This window comes from Streptomyces sp. NPDC048612 (assembly GCF_043199295.1).
Taxonomy (GTDB): Bacteria; Actinomycetota; Actinomycetes; order Streptomycetales; family Streptomycetaceae; genus Streptomyces.
Window position 1 is genome coordinate 1 of record NZ_JBICVV010000003.1, and the last position, 19,608, is coordinate 19,608.

The window sequence follows — 19,608 nt, forward strand, 5'->3', positions numbered from 1 at the left end:
CTACACCCACGGCATCCCCCTCCACACCCCCACCACCACACCACCCCACCCCAACCTCCCCACCTACCCCTTCCAAGGCCACCACCACTGGCTGAAGGCGGCCCCAGGGGCGTCCCGCGGTGGTGCCGGTATCGGGGCGGTGCGCACAGAGCACGCGCTTCTGGGGGCGGCCGTAGAACTCCCCGACTCCGAAGCAGTGTTGTTCACGGGCCGGCTGTCGACGGCCGGCTATGGCTGGCTCGCTCGGCGCGACATCGGCGGTGCGCCCCTCGTACCTGAATCGGTGCTGGTCGAACTGGCCGGCCGGGCCGGTGACCAGATGGGCGTCGGGAAGCTGGCGGAGCTGACGGTGCAGACCCCGCTGGTGCTGCCGGAGTCCGGTGCCGTCCAGCTCCGGGTCACGGTCGGTGAGCCCGGGGAGACGGGGACGCGTCCGGTGACCGTGCACACGCGACGGGGCGACGAAGGCGTCGGGCGGCCATGGACGTGCCATGCCACGGGCTTGCTGACTGAGGAAGGTCCGACGCCCTCATGGGACCTGGCGGCGTGGCCCCCGGCCGAGGCCGAGGCCGAGGAGGCACCGTACGCCCCGGAAGGGGCGGACGTCCGAAGGAGCTCCGAGGCGGTCGTATCCCCGGTGTGGCGACGTGGCGACGAGCTCTTCGCGGAGATCGCCCTGCCCGAGCAACTACGAGCGGAGGCAGCGGAGTTCGGACTGCACCCGGTCCTGGCCGACGCGGTGCTGGATCTGCTGCGGATCGAGGACGTGCTGCCGGAGCCCGCACAGCCGTCGCGGGCCGTGGTCTGGCAGGGGGTTTCCCTGCACGCCTCCGGGGCCTCCGTGCTGCGGGTGCGCATCAGCCCCCTGCCCGACGGCTCCTTGTCGGTACGGGCGGGCGATGCCACCGGTGCTCCGGTGCTGACGGTGGACTCACTGACGCTGCGACCGGTTTCGCGGAGCGGTGTCCGGGCGGCGGGCGCCGCCCAGCAGGACGGGCTGTTCGGCGTGGAGTGGACCGATGTGGACCTCGCGGCGGTGGCCGGCGCGGCGCCCGCCACGTGGGCAGTCGTCGGCGAGGACCCGCTGAGGGTGCGGTCGGGGTTGATGTCAGCGGGCCAGTACGCCGAGACCTACCCTGATCTGGCGGCGTTGTCCGCGGCCGTCGGTGACTCCTCCGAAGCACCCGCTGTGGTCGTGGTGACCTGCGCGTCCGACGCGTCGGGCGCAGCGGGGCGGACCGGCGAGGATCTCGCGGGCGCCGTCCACGACACCACGCGCCGAGCGCTGGAGTGGGCACGGTCCTGGGTGACGACACCCGCGTTCGACCGGTCCCGGATGGTGTTCCTCACCCGGGGCGCGGTGCCCGCCTGGGAAGGCGGCGGGGTGAGCGGCCGGCTCGACCTCACCGCAGCCGCGGTCTGGGGGCTGGTGCGCTCGGCGCAGACCGAATTCCCGGGCCGCTTCCTGCTGGTGGACACCGACGGCCGCAAACCGGCCTGGCGTGCGCTGCTCAAAGCCGCGGGCTCCGAAGAGCCGCAGTGGGCCCTGTGCAAGCGGGCGGTACGGGTGCCGCGACTGGCGCGCCTCTCTCCCGTGAGCGATGCCGCTGTGCCGGCTCTTACCGGAGGCACGGAGGGCACGGTACTGGTCACCGGCGGAACGGGCATGCTGGGCTCCGCGGTGGCTCGTCACCTGGTCGCGGAACACGGCGTACGGGACGTGCTGCTGATGAGCCGGCGGGGCCTCGGCGCACCGGGCGCGGTCGAGCTCCAGGCGGAGCTGACCGCATCGGGTGCCCGGGTCACCGTGGCCGCCTGCGATATGACGGACCGCAAGGCACTGGCTGATCTGCTGGCGGGTCTTCCGGCGGACCGTCCGCTACGGGCCGTGGTGCACGCCGCCGGTGCGCTCGACGACGGAGTCATTCCGTCCCTGACGCCCGACCGGCTGAGTGCGGTGCTGCGGCCCAAGGTGGACGCGGTGCTCGCGCTGCGCGAGGCGACCCGGGATGCGAACCTCTCGGCGTTCGTGTTGTTCTCGTCGGTCGCGGGCATCCTCGGCGGCGCGGGACAGGGCAACTACGCGGCGGCCAATGTCTTCCTGGACACGTTCGCGTACGAGGCACGCTCCCAGGGAGTCCCCGCCGCCTCGATCGCCTGGGGCATCTGGGGTGGTCATGACCGGCTCACCGCGGGCAAGGCACGGCTCGCGCTACCGGGGGTGGGAGAACTCTCCCCGGTGCACGGGCTCCAGTTGTTCGACGCGGCGCGCGGGCTGGGGCACGGGCTCACCGTCGCAGTACGCCTGGACTTCGGCGTGCTGCACGAGCGGGCCAGGGCCGATGAGGCACCTGCGCTGCTGCGTTCGCTGCTGCCGGCCCCGGCGCGCCGGTCGGCGCAGGACACCCCGGCACAGCCGTCGGAATTGCGGCACCGGCTGGCCGCGATGACCGACGAGGAACGCGACGCGACGCTGACCGATCTCGTGCGGGAACAGATCGCGGCCGTGTTGGGGTACTCGTCCGCTGACTCGGTGACCGCGACCACGGAGCTGAACGGTCTCGGCTTCGACTCCCTGACCTCGCTCACCCTCCGCAACGCCCTGAACAACGTCGTCAAGCTCCCCCTGGCTCCTGGCGTGGCGTTCGACTTCACGACACCCGTCGAACTGGCCCAGCACATCAAGGAACAGCTGCTCGCCTGAACCGGCCCCGAGGCCGGACGGAAACGGAGAGATCCCGCATGAGGGTAGAGAACGTCCACATCAACTCCCTGGGAGTCGCTCTGCACGAGTGGGTGAGCGCGGAACAGGCCGTGGCCGACGGCCTGCTCAGCCCGGAGGTGCCAACGGCGAACGGCCTCACCGGAACCCATGTGTCCAAGGACGTGCCGGCCGTCGACCTGGCCGTGTCGGCTGCCCGGACCGCCCTGGAGCGTTCGAAGCTCGACCCCGAAGAGATCACGTCGCACCTCCACAGCGGGGTCTATTACCAAGGGCCTGCGGGCTCCTATCCGCCCGGGTACATCCAGCGGGAGCTGGGCCTGGAGGGTCTCTCCGCGCTCTACCTCCAACAGGGCTGCAACGGCATGCTGGGCGCCTTGGAGGTGGCCATCGGCCAGATCACCGGTGCCTCGGAGACGGAGGCCGTGCTGCTGACCACGGGAGAGAACTTCACCTCCCCGGAGATCGACCGGTGGACGGGCTATGGCCAGTCGTACTTCCTGGGCGATGGGGGCGCCGCTGTTCTGCTCAGCGCAGAGGAGGGTTTCGCCGAGGTGCGGTCACTGCACGCCGGACTGCTGCCCGCCCTGGAGAAGTGGCACCGCGGCGACGCCCCGCTGCTGCTGCGCGATGAGCCCGGGTCGATGGCGGACATGGCGGAGCGGGCCGAACGGTTCACCGAGACGGAACTGTCGCTGTCGGAGACGCTGGAGAGGCTGAGCGTCTTCGACCTGGGCGTCATCCACCGGGCCCTGGTCGACGCCGACGTGAACGCATCCGACCTCGCCAAGGTGGTGCCGATCCACATGGACGGCCGGATGATCGAGTACTCGGTCATGACGCCGCTCGGGTTGCCGATGTCGAAGTCGTCCTTCGACATCGGCAAGGGCGTCGGTCATGTCGGCGGCGCGGACGTCTTCCTCTCGCTGGAGCGTCTGGTTCGCACGCGGGAGGTCGGCACCGGTGACCACGTCCTGCTGATCTCCCAGGGCCCCGGCTGGATCTGCACCGCGTGCGTCGTCACCATCAGCGAACTCCCCACCTGGTCGGGGTGACGGCGCCCCCGGCCTTCCCGTGCGGCACGGACCGAAAGCGCCGGGGGGGGGGGGGGGGCCCGGGGGCCCCGGCCCCCCCCCGGGGGGGGGGGGGGGCCCCGACACAACCCCCACCACAGGCGGCGCAACCCCCCCCGGGGGGGGGGGCGCCGCCCCCCCCGCCCGCCCGGGGCCCCCCCCCCCCACCCCCCGGGGGCGCCCCCCCACCGCCCCCCCCCCCCCGCTCCGGCCTTCCTGGGGACGGTCACGCAAACCGTCAGCAGCAGCGGGCTTCCTCGCCCGCCCCGCGGCACACCTTCGGAGACACGTGCTCAGCCGGCCACCCCGGCCCGCGATTCCAGCATGTCCGCCGCACGGGTCACTCCGCCGGCGGCGTCCGTCAGCTCCCGCATCCGGCGCAGCCGGGTACGTGTGGCCTCATCGGCGATCAGGTGCTCCAAGGTGGTGACGATCTGCTCCTCAGTGGCCTCCCGGGGGTGGTCGAGCAGCACTCCCAGGCCCAGCTCCGCCGCACGTACGCAGGTGACCTGATGCTCCGGCAGATGGGGGGCCATGAGCATCGGGGTGCCGGTGTGCACCGCGCCCATGAGGCTGCCCAGGCCGCCGGAGGTCACGAAGACATCGGCCTGTTCCAGGACGGCGAGCTGGGGTATCCACGGACGCACCTCGATGTTGGCGGGCACGGCCCCCAGTGTGGTGGTGTCGAATCCGTTGCCCACCGTGATGACGGCGCGCCAGGGCCGGCCGCTGAGCGCACGCACGCAGGTGCGGAAGAACTCCGACTGCGCTTGGGACATGGTCCCCATGGAGATCACGATCAGGGGGGTGTCGTCCTGCGGGGTGTCCCAGGTTGCGGTGAGGTCTTCCGTGAGGAAGCACGGCCCGACGAAGGCGGTCTCGTCACCGAAGGTCTCCTGGGCGGTCTGGAACACTCGGGGTGCGTACACCACGCTGTCCACCGGCCGGTGCCAGCCCAGCAGTTCCTCGACGGTCGCGGAGATCCCGCGTTGCTCGGCGAACTCTCCGGCACGGCGGAAGACTTCAGGGAACGCCGGGTGGTCCTCGGGGACGCCGATCATGGCGAACATGGTGTCGAGGTCCGAGTAGTGCGCATTGGAACCCATGGCGGGGGTGGACTGCACGGCGGGGCGGTTCCAGAGCATTCCCAGGGCCCGGCCTGCGAAGGAAAGGGATGTGTCGTGGAAGAGGAGATCGGGCGGATCGTCGGTGAGGTGCTCCTCGGCCGCCCGTATCACTGCCTCGCTCTCGTACTGGAGCATGACGAGTGACCAGGCCATGTGGTCAGGGGGGAGATCTACGTCCTGCCCGGCGGCGAACGCCTCGGCCAGCGGCGAAGCGTAGGGAATCACGCTCGCGCCGGTTTGCTCGACGGCCCCGGTGAATCCTCCCGGCGTCAGAAAGCTTACGCGGTGCCCCCTTCGCACAAGCTCTTCGGTGACGGCCAGGGAGGGGCGCATATGCCCGTGAGCGGGAATGCAGAGAACAGCGATATGGCTGGACACGGCGACGCTTCTCCTCGTTGAGTACAGGGCCGCAGGGAACTCCGGCTGCGCACGGACAGGCCGGCGGGCCCTACCCGGATACGGGTTTCCCTGCGAGCGTGCGGGGTCCTGAAATGCGGAGTCAACGATGGCGACGCATGACTAGTTGATTCCTTGAGTGCGCAGCGGCAGGCCAGCGCCGGGTGTCGCCGACCGGGCGGAGACACACCGAAGGGCGGAGGTGTCAGTGGGTGTCCGACGCTCGCAGCACCGGGACGGCACCGACTCCTCCGCCCTGCCTCGTTCCAGCCCGTCGCCGGGGCGCGGTGGGTCAGTCTTCGGTCCAGTTGTGCCCGTCGACCAGTTCCATGACGCGCCGGCGCACCTGAAGGAGCTGTGCGGCGGTGAGCGAGGGAACAGCTTCGAGCAGCGCCTCGGTCAGTTCGTTCCGGAATTCGGCGTGGGACAGGACATCGCACAGCAGGTCCCCGTCGGACTCCGCGCTCCCCTGCCCTTCCGGGCCGTCGGCCACCGGAGCCGACCGCCGCACCGCGGCCGCTCGCACGGGCCCCAGCAGCTTCACGTCGCTGGCCTTGAGCCCGCGCTCCCCGACCTCCGTGGTGAACTCGACCCTGAGCCCACTGCCGAACAGGTGCTTGTCGTCCCGCAAGTCGTTGGCATGGACGAAGACATCCTCGCCACCGGCGTCGGGGGCGATGAAGCCATACCCGCGCACCTCGTCAAATCGCACCACTGTACCTGTAGCCACCACAGCGTTCCTCACCCTCTACACCCTCTGCCACTGCACATTGTCGCCCTCAAGCACCCCACAGGGGCTCGGCACCTGGGCCCGGCAGGCAGGAGTGCGCCGTTCCGTCCCCTCTTCGGTCCCGTCCCCCCTGGTGCGGTCGTTCGCCGAGGTGTCACACGGCCCATGGGGGAGGATTCAGCACGGTCACCACGCTCGCAGTGCACATCCAACCGGGCGCCTGGGAGAACAACAGGACGTTATCACCCGTACCCACCTCGCCCGTACGGACCAGATGCTCCAGCGAGATGAAGACATCGGCCCCTCCCATATGCCCGACCGACCTCCCGAAATCGAAGCTCGACCGCTCCATGGGGAGGCCGAGCGGCATCATCGTCCCGTAGTCCAGCATCCGCCCGTCCATATTGATCAGGACGACCTTGGCGAGATCGGAGGCGTTGAGTTCCGCGTCCACCAAGGACTCATGAATGATGTCCATGTTGAAGTGCGTGATCTTCTCCAGGGCCTCGGACAGCGGCATTTCGGTTTCGTTGAAGTGCTGCGCCCGCTCGGGCATGCTCGGCGTTTCCTCGGGACTCCCGGGCTCCAGCAGCGGCCCGTTGCCGCGGTGCCACTTTTCCATGGGGCTCAGGACGCCGGAACTCAGGGAACGCACCTGGGCGAACCCCTCGTCGGCGGTGAGCAGAACCGCCATGCCGCCGTCGGAGAAGAAGTGCGACTGGCCGAAGCCGTCGTTCCAGCGGTCAGCTCCCGGCGCGGTGAAGTTCTCGCCCGAGGTCAGCAGTACCGCCTCGGCTTCCGCGGCACCCGTCATCTGTCCGATGGCCACCTCCAGTGCCCCCAGCATGCCGTTGCACCCCTGCCGGAGATACTGCGCCGTGGCCTTTCCGATGCCGAGCTCCCGCATGATGTAGCCCGGCGGGTAAGACCCCACGGGGCCCTGGTAGTTGACCGCACTGTGGATGAGTCCGTCGATGGCGGCGACATCCGTCTTCGAGCGCTCCAGGGCGGTCCGAGCGGCACTGACCGCCATGTCCATCGCCGGGATGTCCCCCGCGGCGTAGGTGCCGGTGAGTCCGTTGGTCCTGGGAATCTCCGGGTCCAGGATGCCGTCGGCGACCGCCTGCTCCACGCTCAGCCATTCAGGAAGGAACACTCCCAGGGAGTCGATGTAGACATCATCCACCTTCACGAACAATCTCCTCATTCCGTGTGGCGCCCGAGGCCGTCAGCATGCGAGCAGTTCTGTCTTGAGGTGCTGCACCAGCGCCTGCGGGCTGGCGAAGTCGAACACCACCGCAGGGGGCAGGGACAGTTGGGTGACCTCGTTCAGTGCGTTGCGGACCGTCAGGGCCGTCAGCGAGTCGAAGCCGAGATCCCGGAACGCGTGGTCCGGCCCGATCTCCTCGGCAGAGGCATGACCCAAGCCGGCGGCCACGTGCCGGCGTACCAGTTCGAGGAGGGTCTCGTCCCGCTCGGCGTCGGTCATCGCGGCGAGGCGGTGGCGCAGCGCGGACGCCTCCGCCGGCTCGTCGCGCGCCATCGGCCGGGCCGACGTCCGCACCAGTCCGCGCAGCAGGGGCGGGAGGGCGCCGGCCGCGGCCTGGGCGCGGATCTCGGCGCCGTCCAGCCGCGCCGCGACCACATGGCCCTCGTCCAGGCCGCGCACCGCATCGAACAGTTCCAGGCCCTCGTCCAGGGGGAGGGGCTGCACCGGCAGCCGGATGGAGCCGGGCGCCAGGACGTCCCGGCCGGCCCACAGGCCCCAGGCGATGGACAGGGCCGGGGCGCCCTGCGCCCGGCGGTGCTGAGCGAAAGCGTCCAGGAAGACGTTGGCCGCGGCGTAGTTGCCCTGGCCCGCGCCGCCGAGTACCCCCGCGATGGACGAGAACACCACGAACGCCGACAGGTCGTCCAGGCCCTTGGTCGCCTCGTGCAGCACCAGCGCGGCGTCCACCTTGGGCCGCAGCACCGCCTCCAGCCGATCAGGTGTCAGGGACAGCACGATCCCGTTGTCGGCGACGCCTGCCGCGTGCACCACGGCAGTGAGCGGACGGTCGTCCGGCAGCGTCGCCAGCAGGTTGTCCACCGCACCGCGGTCGGCCACGTCGCAAGCCGCCAGCGTCACCTGTGCGCCGAGCGCGGTCAGCTCGGCGCACAGTTCCGCTGCCCCCGGGGCGTCAGGTCCACGACGGCTGGTCAACAGCAGGTCGTGTACGCCGTGTTCGGTGACGAGGTGCCGGGCGAGGGCTGCGCCCAGCAGGCCGGTGCCGCCCGTGAGGAGGACCGTGCCGCGACGGCCGGCGAACAGCGGCGCGCGCTCGGCCGGGGCAGCGCACCGGACCAGCCGGGGTACCCGTGATGCGCCCTTGCGCAGGGCGAGTTGGGGCTCGTCGGACCCGGCGACGCCGAGCAGGGTACGCCAGGCTGCCTTGCTCGCGTCGGTGTCGACGAGGCGGAAGCGGCCGGGCGCCTCGGTCTGCGCCGAGGCGATCAGGCCCCATACGGCGGCCGCGGCGAGGTCCGGTGCGGTGGTCTCGTCCCAGGCGGCGACCGCGTCGCGGGTGAGGACGAGCAGCGTGGCAGCGGTGAAGGCGGGAGTGCGCAGCCACTCCTGGGCCCAGGACAGTGCCTGCCGGGTCAGCCGGTGGACGGCGTCCGCGGTGTCGACACCGCCGGCCTCCGTACTAGCGGTGACCACCACGACGTCCGGTACGGACGCGCCGCCGTCGACCTCCTTTGCCAGGGCCTCCAGCGTCGGGTACCGCTCGGCGTACTGTCCGGCCCGCATCAGTCCGGACCGCGCCCGGAGCGGGTCGTCGCCCACGACGGCCCACGACATGGGGACGTCCGCCGCGGCCGACGCGCTCGGCGCATCGGCCCACTCCACCCGGAACAGGCTGTCCTGCTGGGCCGCACCCGCGACCCGGAGGGCATGGGAGGACACCGCTCGCGGTTCAAGGTGCTCGACGGTGAGCACCGGCCTGCCGGTCGCGTCGGCGGCAACGACAGTGCACTCCCCCGACGGCGCCCGGGTGATCCGTACGCGAAGGACCGACGCTCCCGCCCTGTGCAGGCACACCCCGCGCCACCGGCCCGGCTCCCTCGCCGTTCGCGCGTCGTCGCCGCCCTGCGCCCACAGCGGGTGCAGCGCCGCGTCCAGCAGGGCGGGGTGCAGGCCGAACGCCGCGGCCTGCGCGCGATGCTCCTCGGGCAGGGCGATCTCGGCAAAGAGGTCGTCGCCGCGCCGCCACACCCCCCGCACCCCCTGGAAGGCAGGGCCGTACTCGTGGCCGGCGGCGGCCAGCGCGGGGTACAGCTCGGTGGTCTCCACAGCGGTGGACTCGGCCGGGGGCCAGACGTCGAGGCGCCACGACGGGGCGGGGCCGCTCGCGGCGACGGTGCCGGTGGCATGGCAGGTCCACGGCCGGCCGGTGCCCCCGTCCTCACGCCGAGCATGAACGGTGACCGGCCGGCGGCCGGTCACGTCCGGTGCGCCGACCCTCACCCGGAGCTGGACGGCTCCCTGCTCCGGAAGAATCAGTGGCGCCTCCAGGGAGAGCTCCTCCACCAGGCCGCAGCCCACCTCGTCACCCGCGCGGACCGCCAGCTCGACCAGCGCCGAGCCGGGTACGACCGTGCGCTCCGCCACCCGGTGGTGGGCCATCCAGTCGTGGGCCGGTGCCGAAAGGCGCCCGGTGAACAGCACCGGCTCGGAGTCGGGGAGTTCCACGGTCGCGCCCAGCAGGGGGTGCTCGGTGGCGGCGGCCCCCACAGCGGGGGCCGCCCCGGCATCGTGCGGCGCGTCCGGCGACCGCGTCGGTTCGGTGCGCATCGTGGCACTCACTCTCAGGCGCTCCCAACACATCAGAGAAGGGTGTTCCGGCATCGGGGAGACACGGCCGCCCGGGCACCCCCGGCACATTCCCGCCCGCGCTTCCGGTGCCCGGCACAGCTCCGGGCTCGGCGGAACGCCCTCGCGTCTGCCGGGCAAAGACCTGCGCTGCCGGCACACGACCGCGAGAAACGCCTGCCTGTCCGGCACCAGTATCCGCAGTGTGATGGTGGGAGATTCCCTAGGACTTGTCCGGCCGCACTCCTGCGCAGCGACCTCATGGGGAAAGGCTCGTCCCGTGTGCTCCGGCCGCGATCCGGGCAATGGCGTGGTGGTTCACCGCCCCGGCTCTATGGCAATTCCTAGACTTCACGGGCCGATCTGGCTCCTGCCGGAGCAGCGTGCTGAAGTGAAGGCCCCCGATCAGCCGACCGGATACGCAGCGCCTGTGTGCCGCGTGGCAAATCGTCGGACATTCGCGCTCGGCGCCGGGCACCGGGATCACCCCCGGTGGCAGTGCGACGGAACTTCGAGCAGGACACTCACAGGAGGCGGCAGTCGATGGGGTACAGCAAGAGCGACATTCTGGAGCTGGTACGCGAGTACCACCAGGGGAACGTCGCTTCCGGATTCGTGCCAGGGGTGACGCCGGTGCCGGCCTCGGGCGCCGTCCTCGACGAGGACGACCGGGTCGCCCTTGTCGCAGCGGCCCTCGACCTGCGGATCGCGGCCGGGACCAGTTCGCGCAGGTTCGAGCGTGCGCTCGCCAAGTACTTCGGGCTGCGGAAGGCGCATCTGACCAACTCCGGCTCGTCGGCCAATCTGCTGGCGCTCAGTGCGCTGACCTCGCCTCAGTTGGAGGATCTGCGGCTGATGCCGGGGGACGAGGTCGTCACGGTGGCAGCAGGTTTCCCCACGACGGTGAACCCCATCATTCAAAACGGCCTGGTACCGGTCTTCATCGACGTCGAACTCGGTACGTACAACGCGTCCCCGGAACGCATCGAGGAGGCCATCGGCCCGCGCACCCGGGCCATCATGATCGCCCATGCGCTCGGCAACCCGTTCGCCGTCGAGGAGGTCGCGGAGATCGCCGACGAGCGGGGCATGTTCCTGATCGAGGACAACTGCGACGCGTTGGGCAGTACCTATCGCGGCAAACTGACCGGGACCTTCGGGGACCTGGCGACAGAGAGCTTCTATCCGGCCCACCACATCACCATGGGCGAGGGCGGGTGCGTGGTGACGGACAACATGGTGCTGGCCCGGATCGTGGAGTCACTGCGGGACTGGGGGCGCGACTGCTGGTGCGAGCCCGGTGAGGACAATCGCTGCTTCAAGCGATTCGACCAGCAGATGGGCGACCTGCCGCACGGCTACGACCACAAGTACATCTTCTCGCACGTCGGGTACAACCTGAAGTCGACCGACCTGCAGGCCGCGCTCGGCCTCTCGCAATTCGCAAGGATCGAGGACTTCGGTGCCGCCCGGCGGCACAACTGGTCACGGCTGCGCGCCGGGCTGGACGGCCTGCCCCATCTCCTGCTTCCCGAACCCACGCCGGACAGCGACCCGAGCTGGTTCGGCTTTGTGATCACCGTCCGGGACAGCGCGCCCTTCTCGACCGCCGACATGATCGAACACCTGGAGTCCCAGCGGGTGGCCACCCGCCGCTTCTTCGCCGGTAACCTCATCCGCCACCCGGCCTATCTGTCACGGGAGTTCCGGGTGAGCGGGCCGCTGACCAACAGCGACCGCATGGCCGAGCGCACCTTCTGGATCGGGGTGTTCCCCGGGCTGACCGACGAGATGATCGACCACAGCATCCGCAGCATCACCGAGTTCATCACCTCCCGCACCTGACAAGGGCGCAGGACGGGCGGGGCGCACGTCGGAGATCAGGTCGCCACTGTCGAAGCGGAGGGGTCGGCCCACTGCTCCAACAGGCGTGCGGCCCGTGCCGCGCCGCCTGCCGCGCGCACGCTCGCGCGCATCCAGGCCATCCGCTCCGGGATCTCCGGGTCTGCCACGATGTCGCCCACGGCGGCGCCCAGAGTGTCCGCGGTCAGCCGGTCACGGTCGATCATCCGGCCCAGTCCCAGCTCCGCCACCCGCCGTGCAGTCAGGGTGTGTTCGAAGCCCTGGGGCACCACGACCACGGGTGTGGCGAAGTGCAGCGCCTCCATGAGACAGCTCATGCCGCCGTGGCAGACCAGGACGTCGGCGTGCGGCAGTACCGCCGGGTGCGGCAGCCACCGGTGGGCCTGTACATGCGGCGGGAGGTCACCGAGGCCGGCGAGGTCCGCCTCACGGCCGAGGGTCATCACCACCTGCCACTCGGCTCCGTCGAAGGCATCCGCACAGGTACGGAAGAAGTCACGCTGCCGGTTGGACTCGGTCCCGAGGGAGACCAGCGCGGTCCGCCTGCCGTCGGCCGGCGGCGACCACGGCACGTCCCCGTCGGGGTCGGTGACCGTGGGCCCGACGAAGGCGTAGCTCTCGTCGAACGTGGTGCCCTCGATCTGGAACTCGCGCGGCAGGAAGGCCAGGTTGCGGTCGTCCCACTCCCGCAAGAAGCGGGCCAGCCCGTCCGGGGCGAGGCCGTTGTTCCCGGCGAACCGCATCAGTGCCTCCCCTCCCTCGCGCATCGACGGGGCGTCGGGGTCGAGCAGCAGCCTCCGCAGGGAGAACACCTCGTTCGACACGTGGCTGATGCCCAGCTGCACGGTCGGGACGCCGCCGAGCGTGTGCGCGGTCATCCGCGCGGCCGGAAACGACTCGAAGTCGTAGAGCACGAGATCCGGCGGGTCGGCCGCCAGGGTGGAGAGCGCGAGCGGATAGACCCGCTCCATCGACTCGACCAACAGGTCATGACCTTCGGCCGCCATACGGGCCGCGTCAGCGTCGGGCACCTTGGCGAACGCGCCACGCCGGGACGTGTAGACCACGGCCCGGGCGTCGGTCCGCTCGACCACCTCGCGGTACTGGTGATCGACGAAGTACGTCACCCGGTGGCCGCGGCGGATGAGTTCACGGGTCAGGCCGAGCGTCGGGCTGAGGTGCCCGAAGTCGGCGAACACGAAGACGGCGACATGCCGCCTGGGAGTGGCTGCGAATGCTGACACATCGACACCTTCATTCGGGCTGGGGAACGGGGCGGATCGGTGGCGGCCAGCTGCTCGTGCTGCCACCACAAGGCGGGTCGTCCGCGGTCTCCGGCCGGGACGAGGCCGGCGCGGCGGCTGCCGGCTGATCGGGGGGCGACGGCTCGGCTTCAGGGGCGGTGGCCTCCCACAGGTCGCGTGCCGAACTGTCGATGCTGTGGCGCACATTCCAGTGGAGCAGCCGTCTGGCCATCGCGGTCTCCACCCGCATCCAGTCGGTCCCGGCAGCGACCCGGGCGCCGGGCGCCGCCTCCTCGACGATCCGCGCCCGCCGGCCACTGACGGCGATCAGCTGCTCCACCATGGTGCGCACGGGGACCGCCTCGCCGCGCCCGACGTTGATGAGCTCGTTGCCGAGCGGCAGGGCCGCTGCCGCCAGCACCGCGTCCGCTGCGTCCCGGGCATCGACGAAGTCCCGGCTCGCCCGCAGCGGGCTGAGCCGCACTATCGCTTCCCGGTCCGTCTCCACGGCCCTCAGCTGCGCCGCGACGCGCCCCAGCAGGCTGCCCGGTGAGGTGCCGGCGCCGATCATGTTCGACACCCGCAGGACGACCGCCGCCACCTGGCCGGCCGCGGCGGCCGTGCGGACCGCTTCGGTCCCCCGCAGTTTCGTCTGTCCGTACAGCGTGGTCGGCCGGGTCGGCGTCCGCTCGTCCAACGCGATGCCCGGCGGCTGCGGGGTGTACTCGTGCACCGAGCCCACGTGGACCAGCCTGGGGCGCCAGGAGGCGGCGGCCATGGCCGCCAGCACCTTGTCGACCAGGACGTGGTTGGCCTGCCACATGACCTCCGGCGAACACAGCCATGCGGCGCCGGCGGCGTTCACCACGGCGTGGGGCCGTTCGGCGTCGATGAGGCGGGCCAGGCCGTCCGGTCCCTCGCCGATCAGGTCCATCGGGAAGAACCGTCCTGCCCCGGGCGCGGGGCCCGGCCGGCGTGCCACCCTCAGCAGCTCCCCGCCGGCGGCGCGTACCGCCGCACAGACGTGGCGGCCGACGGCTCCGGTCGCGCCGAGGACGATGATCCGGCAGTGGATATCGTCCGGGTCTTGAGCCGTGCTCACGTTGCCGTTACCCGCCCTCAGCATGTCTTGGCGAGCAGCTCGGCGCGTTGCTTGAGCGGCTCCCACCAGTCACGGTTGTCGCGGTACCAGGCGACCGCCTCGGCCAGGCCGTCGGCGAAGTCCTTGCCCGGCTTGTAGCCCAGCTCGGTCTGGATCTTGGTCCAGTCCACCGAGTAGCGCCGGTCGTGTCCCTTGCGGTCGACGACGTACTCGATCATCTCCGGCCCCGCCCCGCAGCTCTCCAGCAGCAGATCGGTCAGCTCCCGGTTGCTCAGTTCGGTGCCGCCGCCGATGTTGTAGACCTCGCCCGGGCGGCCGCCGGTGCGGACCAGTTCGATGCCCTGGACATGGTCGTCGATGTGCAGCCAGTCGCGGACGTGCAGGCCGTCGCCGTACAGCGGGACCTTCTTGCCGTCCAGGAGATTGGTGACGAACAGCGGGATGACCTTCTCCGGGAACTGGCGGTGCCCGTAGTTGTTGGAGCAGCGGGTGACCCGCACATCGAGGCCGTGGGTGCGGTGGTAGGAGAGCGCGATCAGATCGCTGGAGGCCTTGGAGGCCGCGTACGGCGAGTTGGGCTCGACCAGATGGGTCTCCGAGGAGGACCCGGTGGCGATCGAACCGTAGACCTCGTCGGTCGAGACGTGGACGAAGGTGTCTATACCGTGCCGGAGCGCGGCGTCGAGCAGGACCTGGGTGCCCAGGACGTTGGTGCGGACGAACTCCGCGGGGCGGAGTATGGAACGGTCGACATGCGACTCGGCCGCGAAGTGGACGACCTGGTCGTGTCCGGCCATCAGCTCGTCGACGAGTGCCTCGTCGCAGATGTCGCCGGCGAAGAAGCGGAAGCCGTCCAGGTGCCGGACCTCGTCCAGGTTGGCCGTACTGGCCGCGTAGGTGAGGCTGTCGAGCACGGTGATATGGATGTCGCCCGGCCCGAACGGTCCCAGGAGCGTGCGGACGTGGTGCGACCCGATGAAGCCGGCGCCGCCGGTCACCAGGATTCTCGTGGGGCTCATCGAGGTTGTGGCGCGAGGGCCTGGGGTTCCAGGCCGGTGGGGAGCGCCTTCCCCCTTCCGTTGTTCGGTGCGGGTGAGTTTGTCGGCCTGCCGCGTGAGCGGCGTCAGGACTGGATGTGCACCTTGGCGTCGTCGCCGATGACCAGCCGGTGGGCCACCGGACGCTGTGGTGCGAGCGCCACCTTGGCGTTCCGTCCGACCAGCGAGGCCTCCACCCGGCGCACGCTCTCGAACGACGAACCGCGCAGCACGATCGAGGAGGCCAGTTCGCTGTCGTGGATGCGGCAGTCCTCCGCGATGGAGGTGGACGGACCGATGTAGGACTCGGTGACGACGGTGCCGGAGCCGATCACGGCGGGTCCGACGATCCGTGAGGCGCGGACCGTCGCGCCGGGGCAGATGCGCACCCGGCCGAGGATCTCGCTCGCCTCGTCCACCGAGCCCTCGATGCAGCGTTCCTGGCTCTCCAGCAACATGCGGTTGACCTCCAGCATGTCGACGACGCTGCCGGTGTCCCGCCAGTAGCCGGACAGCTCACCGGAACGGATGTCCTGGCCGGCCTCGACCATCCACTGCACGGCGTCGGTGATCTCCAGTTCGCCGCGCGCGGACGGCCGGATGGCCCGTACCGCCTCGTGCACCGCGGGGGTGAAGAGGTAGACGCCGACCAGCGCCAGGTCGCTCTTGGGGTGCTGCGGCTTCTCCTCCAGCCCGGTCACCCGGCCCGTGGCGTCCAGCTCCGCCACCCCGAACGCGGTGGGATCGGGGACCCGGCTGAGCACGAGCTGGGCGTCGGGACGCTCCTTGCGGAAGCCCTCGACCAGATCGGTGATGCCGCCGGAGATGAAGTTGTCCCCCAGGTACATCAGGAAGTCGTCGTCGCCCAGGAAATCGCGGGCGATGAGGACGGCGTGGGCGAGGCCGAGCGGTGCGCTCTGCGGAAGGTAGGTCACCTGGACGCCGAACTGTGCGCCGTCGCCGACCGCCTCGCGGATCTCCGGTCCGGTGTCGCCGACGATCATGCCGACCTCGGTGATGCCGGTTTCGGCGATGGCCTCCAGCACGTAGAAGAGGATCGGCTTGTTGGCGACCGGGACGAGTTGTTTGGCGGAGGTGTGGGTTATGGGCCGCAGGCGCGTACCAGCGCCTCCCGAGAGCACAAGAGCCTTCACGGTTTCCATCCAGGGGCGAGGGGTGTCAGGGGGAGGGCCTGTCGGTCGCCGGCCGACGTGGCCCGGTCAGCGCTCCGCGACCAGTTGTTCCAGTGTGGCGACCATGTCGCGCGGGCTGGGCATCGCCGCCGCCTCGTCGCGCAAGCGCTGCGCGGCGGAGGTGAAGCCTGGGTCGTCGAGGAGCCGCCGGGTGTGCCGGAGCACCAGGTCGGCGGTGACCTCGCTGTGGTGGGCGTGGATACCTGCGCCGGCGCGCTCCAGGGACCGGCCCCGCCACTCCAGGTCGACGACATTGGTGGAGAGGGCGAGTTGCGGGACGGCGTTGACGAGGGCGGTGGCGAAAGTACCCCAGCCACCGTGGTGGATGACGGCCGAGCAACTGGGCAGCAGGGTGTGCAGCGCCACGCCTTCGACGACGCGCACATTGGCAGGGATATCGACGAGCGCCTCCCGTTGCTGCGGAAGGAGCGCGGCGACCACCTCGATGTCCAGTGGAGCCAGCGCCCCGAGGATGTCGGGGACGGAGACGTAATCGCCGCCGTACGCCTCGGTGTTGGTCGTTCCGAGGGACAGACAGACTCGCCGTCGCTCGGGAGCCTCGCGCAGCCACTGCCACCACACCGCGTCCCCGTTGTACGGCACATAGCGCATGGACAGCGCCTTCAGTGTGGTGGGCGGCCGCATGCTCGGCGGCAGGGTGTCGAGGGTGTACTGCCCGTGGAGCAGCTCTTCGTCGCAGGAGACGCCGAAGGGTGCGCCACGCTTGTCGAGCCAGTCGGCAAGCGGGTCCACCTGCTCTTCGGGCGGGACCTGGCCCCTCAGAGCGAGAAAGGTCCGACGTGCTCTGCTGTAGACATCGGCGCTCCACAGCAGTCTGACGTGGAGGGCATCGCAGGCGCGGGCGGCGATGGCTCCCGCGTAGCAGAGCGGGTCCCGCACGACCAGATGCGGCCGCCAGCTCGCTGCCAGGGCGGCCACATCGTCGATCATCGGATCGTTGTAGAGCGCGAAGCCGTAGGGGACGCTGGTCTCGTAACGGTCGCGGATGGTGGGCCAGTCCACTTCCTCCGGTCCCAGTCGGCTCCAGTTGGCGACGTCCTGGTCCTGGGTCTCGGGGGCCTGCTTCATGGCCTCGTGCAGTCCGTGATCACGGCCGACCGGAGCTGAGACCAGGCCGGTGTCCGTGACGATGCCGGTGAGTGCCGGGGCGTTCACCATGCGTACCTCGTGTCCTGCCGCGGTCATCGCCCAGGCCAGCGGCACCATGGGATACAGATGGGACCTCTCGGGCAGTGCAGCGAACAGCACGCGCATGGGGGATCACCTCTCGGTCGCGCGTAGTTTGGGTGGCCTCGCTGTGGCCGCGAGGCACGGCTTGACGGATCAGAGCGCGGATGGCGTCGATGCTTATCCTGTGGTCTGAACACTGCACCGTGGTACCGCGCCGCCATGGTCTGGGGATTCCTCCAGACAATGACGTGCCCGCCCACAGCCCGCCTCCCGGGTGCCAGAGGCGCGCCGCCGCGTGCCCCGCCGCTCCGAGTGGGACCAGAACGCCACCGCGGCCGGGCCCGGGATTGGGAAATCCCTAGCGCTTCGCCACATTCCTGTCCTGTGCCGCGCCGCCGTGCTGAGCTTCGTACTTACCTGTAAGAGGTGGCTTCGACGGCAGGACGCGTGCTGCGGTACGCGCCCGGGCCGGCGCGAGAGGGGAATCATCGGTGCCGCAGAAAATGTCGAACGTCCTCCCGAAGGTGCCGCACCCGCCGTGGGCGCCCGGCCCGGAGGTCGTCCAGCCTCCGACGGTGGAGCCGGACGGAGGAGCCACTTTGCTGGCTTGGATGCGCCGGATGCGGAACGAAAGCCCGGTCTGGCGCGACGAGTCGGGCAACGCGCATGTCTTCAGACATGCGGATGTGGCGCGCATCTTGGCAGATCCGGGGTTGTACTCCTCCGACACCGTGGGGCGCCTCGGCGGCGGTGAGACACCCAGCGGGGTCCTCCTGCTGCTCGACCCGCCGCAGCACGGCAAGCTGCGCCGCCTGGTCAGCCGCGCGTTCACCAACCGGCTGATCTCCGAACTGGCCCCGCAGATCACCACCCTCACCCGGGAGCTGCTCGACGCGGTCGACGGTGACCGCTTCGACCTGGTGGAGGCGGTGGCCAATCCGCTGCCGGTAATGGTGATCGCCACGATGCTGGGCGTACCGGTCGCCGACCACGACAGGTTCCAGGCGTGGGGGGAGCAGCTGCTGGCCACGGACGCGTCCGATCCGGAGAGCGTGCGGCGCATGGAGGAGACCGGCAAGGAGATCTCGGCGTACCTGCAGGAGTTCGTGGACGCCCGCCGGCGCATCCCGCACGACGATCTGATCGGCACCCTGGTGCAGGCGGAGGTCGACGGGCAGCGGCTGAGCGACGACGAGATCGTCAGTTTCGCCACGCTGCTGCTGCTGGCGGGCCACATCACGACCTCGGTACTGCTCGGCAACACCCTGCTGTGCCTGGACAGCGCGCCGGAGCGCTGGGAGGCGCTGCGCGCGGACCGGTCCGGGATACCCGCGGTGATCGAGGAGACCTTGCGCTGCCGACCGCCGTTCACCCGCGTCGAGCGGGTGCCGACCCGCCAGGTGGAGATCGCCGGAGAGGTCATCGAGCCGAACACCATGATTCATCTGTGGCTGCTGTCCGCCAACCATGACGAGCGGGCCTTCGACGACCCCGCGGCCTTCGTGCCGGAGCGGCCCAACTCCCGTCAGACGGCGTTCGGTCACGGCATCCACTACTGCATCGGCGCCCCGCTCGCCCGGCTGGAGAGCCGGATCGTGCTGGAGCTGATGCTGGACCGCTTCCGCACGGTGCGAGTGGATTCCGGCACCCCGCTCTCGTTCCACGGCAGCAATGTCTTCGGCGCCGAGCGGCTGCCGCTGGTGGTCCGGCGCGACTGACGCCCTCGTGCCGACGGACCTCGCCGCACCGGTCAGGAGGCGGCGGGGTCCACCGTGATGGCCCGGGACGGGCACAGCTGCTCCGCCTCCTCCACGTCGTCCGCGCACCGCTCGGGCGGCTCGGTCAGCAGCAGCACGACACGGCCGTCGTCCTCGTGCTGCTCGAAGACCTCGCCGGCGGTCATCGCGCACATCCCGGCGCCGACACACCGGTCCCGGTCAACCGTGATCTTCATGGTGTCTTCCTCCCTCTCATCGTGGCCCTGCGGCCGCGTCGTGTGGGCCGGTGGGCCTGCCGACCATGGTGTCCGCTGTGCGGCGCGCCGCCGACCGTCACCGGCCGGGTCTGGTGAATCGCC

General features: G+C 70.6%; 14 protein-coding genes. 4 read left to right on the forward strand and 10 right to left on the reverse strand.

The genetic code is table 11. The features are described 5' to 3' along the window. Both ACGFN2_RS06555 and ACGFN2_RS06560 read left to right on the forward strand, forming a co-directional pair. Positions 1 to 2,704, forward strand: a 2,704-nt coding sequence (locus ACGFN2_RS06555) for a type I polyketide synthase (protein ID WP_393358023.1), incomplete at its 5' end; no start/stop codon positions are given. A gap of 38 nt (positions 2,705 to 2,742) precedes the next feature. Further along, positions 2,743 to 3,777: a ketoacyl-ACP synthase III family protein gene (locus ACGFN2_RS06560; protein ID WP_393358025.1), complete on the forward strand. Its 1,035-nt coding sequence runs from the start codon at positions 2,743 to 2,745 to the stop codon at positions 3,775 to 3,777. A gap of 311 nt (positions 3,778 to 4,088) precedes the next feature. Here ACGFN2_RS06560 and ACGFN2_RS06565 read toward each other — a convergent pair whose 3' ends face one another. The 4 genes from ACGFN2_RS06565 to ACGFN2_RS06580 form a co-directional block, all read right to left on the reverse strand. Then, positions 4,089 to 5,300: a macrolide family glycosyltransferase gene (locus ACGFN2_RS06565; RefSeq protein ID WP_393358027.1), complete on the reverse strand. Its 1,212-nt coding sequence runs from the start codon at positions 5,298 to 5,300 to the stop codon at positions 4,089 to 4,091. 310 nt (positions 5,301 to 5,610) lie between these two features. Next, the gene (locus tag ACGFN2_RS06570; protein ID WP_393358029.1) at positions 5,611 to 6,048 is read right to left on the reverse strand and encodes a cold-shock protein; all 438 of its coding nucleotides are present in this window, start codon (positions 6,046 to 6,048) and stop codon (positions 5,611 to 5,613) included. Positions 6,049 to 6,202: 154 nt separating this feature from the next. Further along, entirely contained in the window at positions 6,203 to 7,240 is a 1,038-nt protein-coding gene (locus ACGFN2_RS06575) for a ketoacyl-ACP synthase III family protein (RefSeq protein WP_393358031.1), read from the reverse strand. A gap of 36 nt (positions 7,241 to 7,276) precedes the next feature. Beyond that, positions 7,277 to 9,895: a type I polyketide synthase gene (locus ACGFN2_RS06580; protein ID WP_393358033.1), complete on the reverse strand. Its 2,619-nt coding sequence runs from the start codon at positions 9,893 to 9,895 to the stop codon at positions 7,277 to 7,279. A gap of 549 nt (positions 9,896 to 10,444) precedes the next feature. On the opposite strand from ACGFN2_RS06580, the gene rfbH reads away from it, so the two are divergent. Beyond that, on the forward strand, positions 10,445 to 11,746 hold the full coding sequence (rfbH, locus tag ACGFN2_RS06585) for a lipopolysaccharide biosynthesis protein RfbH (protein ID WP_393358035.1): 1,302 nt from the start codon (positions 10,445 to 10,447) through the stop codon (positions 11,744 to 11,746). A gap of 35 nt (positions 11,747 to 11,781) precedes the next feature. Here the strand turns inward: rfbH and ACGFN2_RS06590 are convergent, their stop codons facing one another. The 5 genes from ACGFN2_RS06590 to ACGFN2_RS06610 form a co-directional block, all read right to left on the reverse strand. After that, positions 11,782 to 13,008, reverse strand: coding sequence for a macrolide family glycosyltransferase (locus tag ACGFN2_RS06590; protein WP_393358037.1), 1,227 nt, complete (start codon positions 13,006 to 13,008; stop codon positions 11,782 to 11,784). Between the two features lie 10 nt (positions 13,009 to 13,018). After that, entirely contained in the window at positions 13,019 to 14,110 is a 1,092-nt protein-coding gene (locus tag ACGFN2_RS06595) for an NAD-dependent epimerase/dehydratase family protein (protein ID WP_393358039.1), read from the reverse strand. 17 nt (positions 14,111 to 14,127) lie between these two features. After that, entirely contained in the window at positions 14,128 to 15,129 is a 1,002-nt protein-coding gene (gene rfbB / locus ACGFN2_RS06600; RefSeq protein WP_362611799.1) for a dTDP-glucose 4,6-dehydratase, read from the reverse strand. A gap of 104 nt (positions 15,130 to 15,233) precedes the next feature. Then, entirely contained in the window at positions 15,234 to 16,301 is a 1,068-nt protein-coding gene (locus ACGFN2_RS06605) for a glucose-1-phosphate thymidylyltransferase (protein ID WP_362611797.1), read from the reverse strand. A gap of 66 nt (positions 16,302 to 16,367) precedes the next feature. Then, the gene (locus tag ACGFN2_RS06610; protein ID WP_362611796.1) at positions 16,368 to 17,615 is read right to left on the reverse strand and encodes an activator-dependent family glycosyltransferase; all 1,248 of its coding nucleotides are present in this window, start codon (positions 17,613 to 17,615) and stop codon (positions 16,368 to 16,370) included. 536 nt (positions 17,616 to 18,151) lie between these two features. Here ACGFN2_RS06610 and ACGFN2_RS06615 point away from each other — a divergent pair. Beyond that, positions 18,152 to 19,249, forward strand: coding sequence for a cytochrome P450 (locus ACGFN2_RS06615; protein WP_393358042.1), 1,098 nt, complete (start codon positions 18,152 to 18,154; stop codon positions 19,247 to 19,249). Positions 19,250 to 19,281: 32 nt separating this feature from the next. Here the strand turns inward: ACGFN2_RS06615 and ACGFN2_RS06620 are convergent, their stop codons facing one another. After that, the gene (locus tag ACGFN2_RS06620) at positions 19,282 to 19,485 is read right to left on the reverse strand and encodes a ferredoxin (protein WP_189101938.1); all 204 of its coding nucleotides are present in this window, start codon (positions 19,483 to 19,485) and stop codon (positions 19,282 to 19,284) included. Positions 19,486 to 19,608: the final 123 nt, after the last annotated feature.

Coding starts and splice junctions, on each gene's coding strand:
- ACGFN2_RS06560 (WP_393358025.1), top strand. CDS start 2,743: ATGAGGGTAGAGAACGTCCACATCAACTCCCTGGGAGTCGCTCTGCAC.
- rfbH (WP_393358035.1), top strand. CDS start 10,445: ATGGGGTACAGCAAGAGCGACATTCTGGAGCTGGTACGCGAGTACCAC.
- rfbB (WP_362611799.1), bottom strand. CDS start 15,129: ATGAGCCCCACGAGAATCCTGGTGACCGGCGGCGCCGGCTTCATCGGG.
- ACGFN2_RS06610 (WP_362611796.1), bottom strand. CDS start 17,615: ATGCGCGTGCTGTTCGCTGCACTGCCCGAGAGGTCCCATCTGTATCCC.
- ACGFN2_RS06615 (WP_393358042.1), top strand. CDS start 18,152: ATGCGGAACGAAAGCCCGGTCTGGCGCGACGAGTCGGGCAACGCGCAT.
- ACGFN2_RS06620 (WP_189101938.1), bottom strand. CDS start 19,485: ATGAAGATCACGGTTGACCGGGACCGGTGTGTCGGCGCCGGGATGTGC.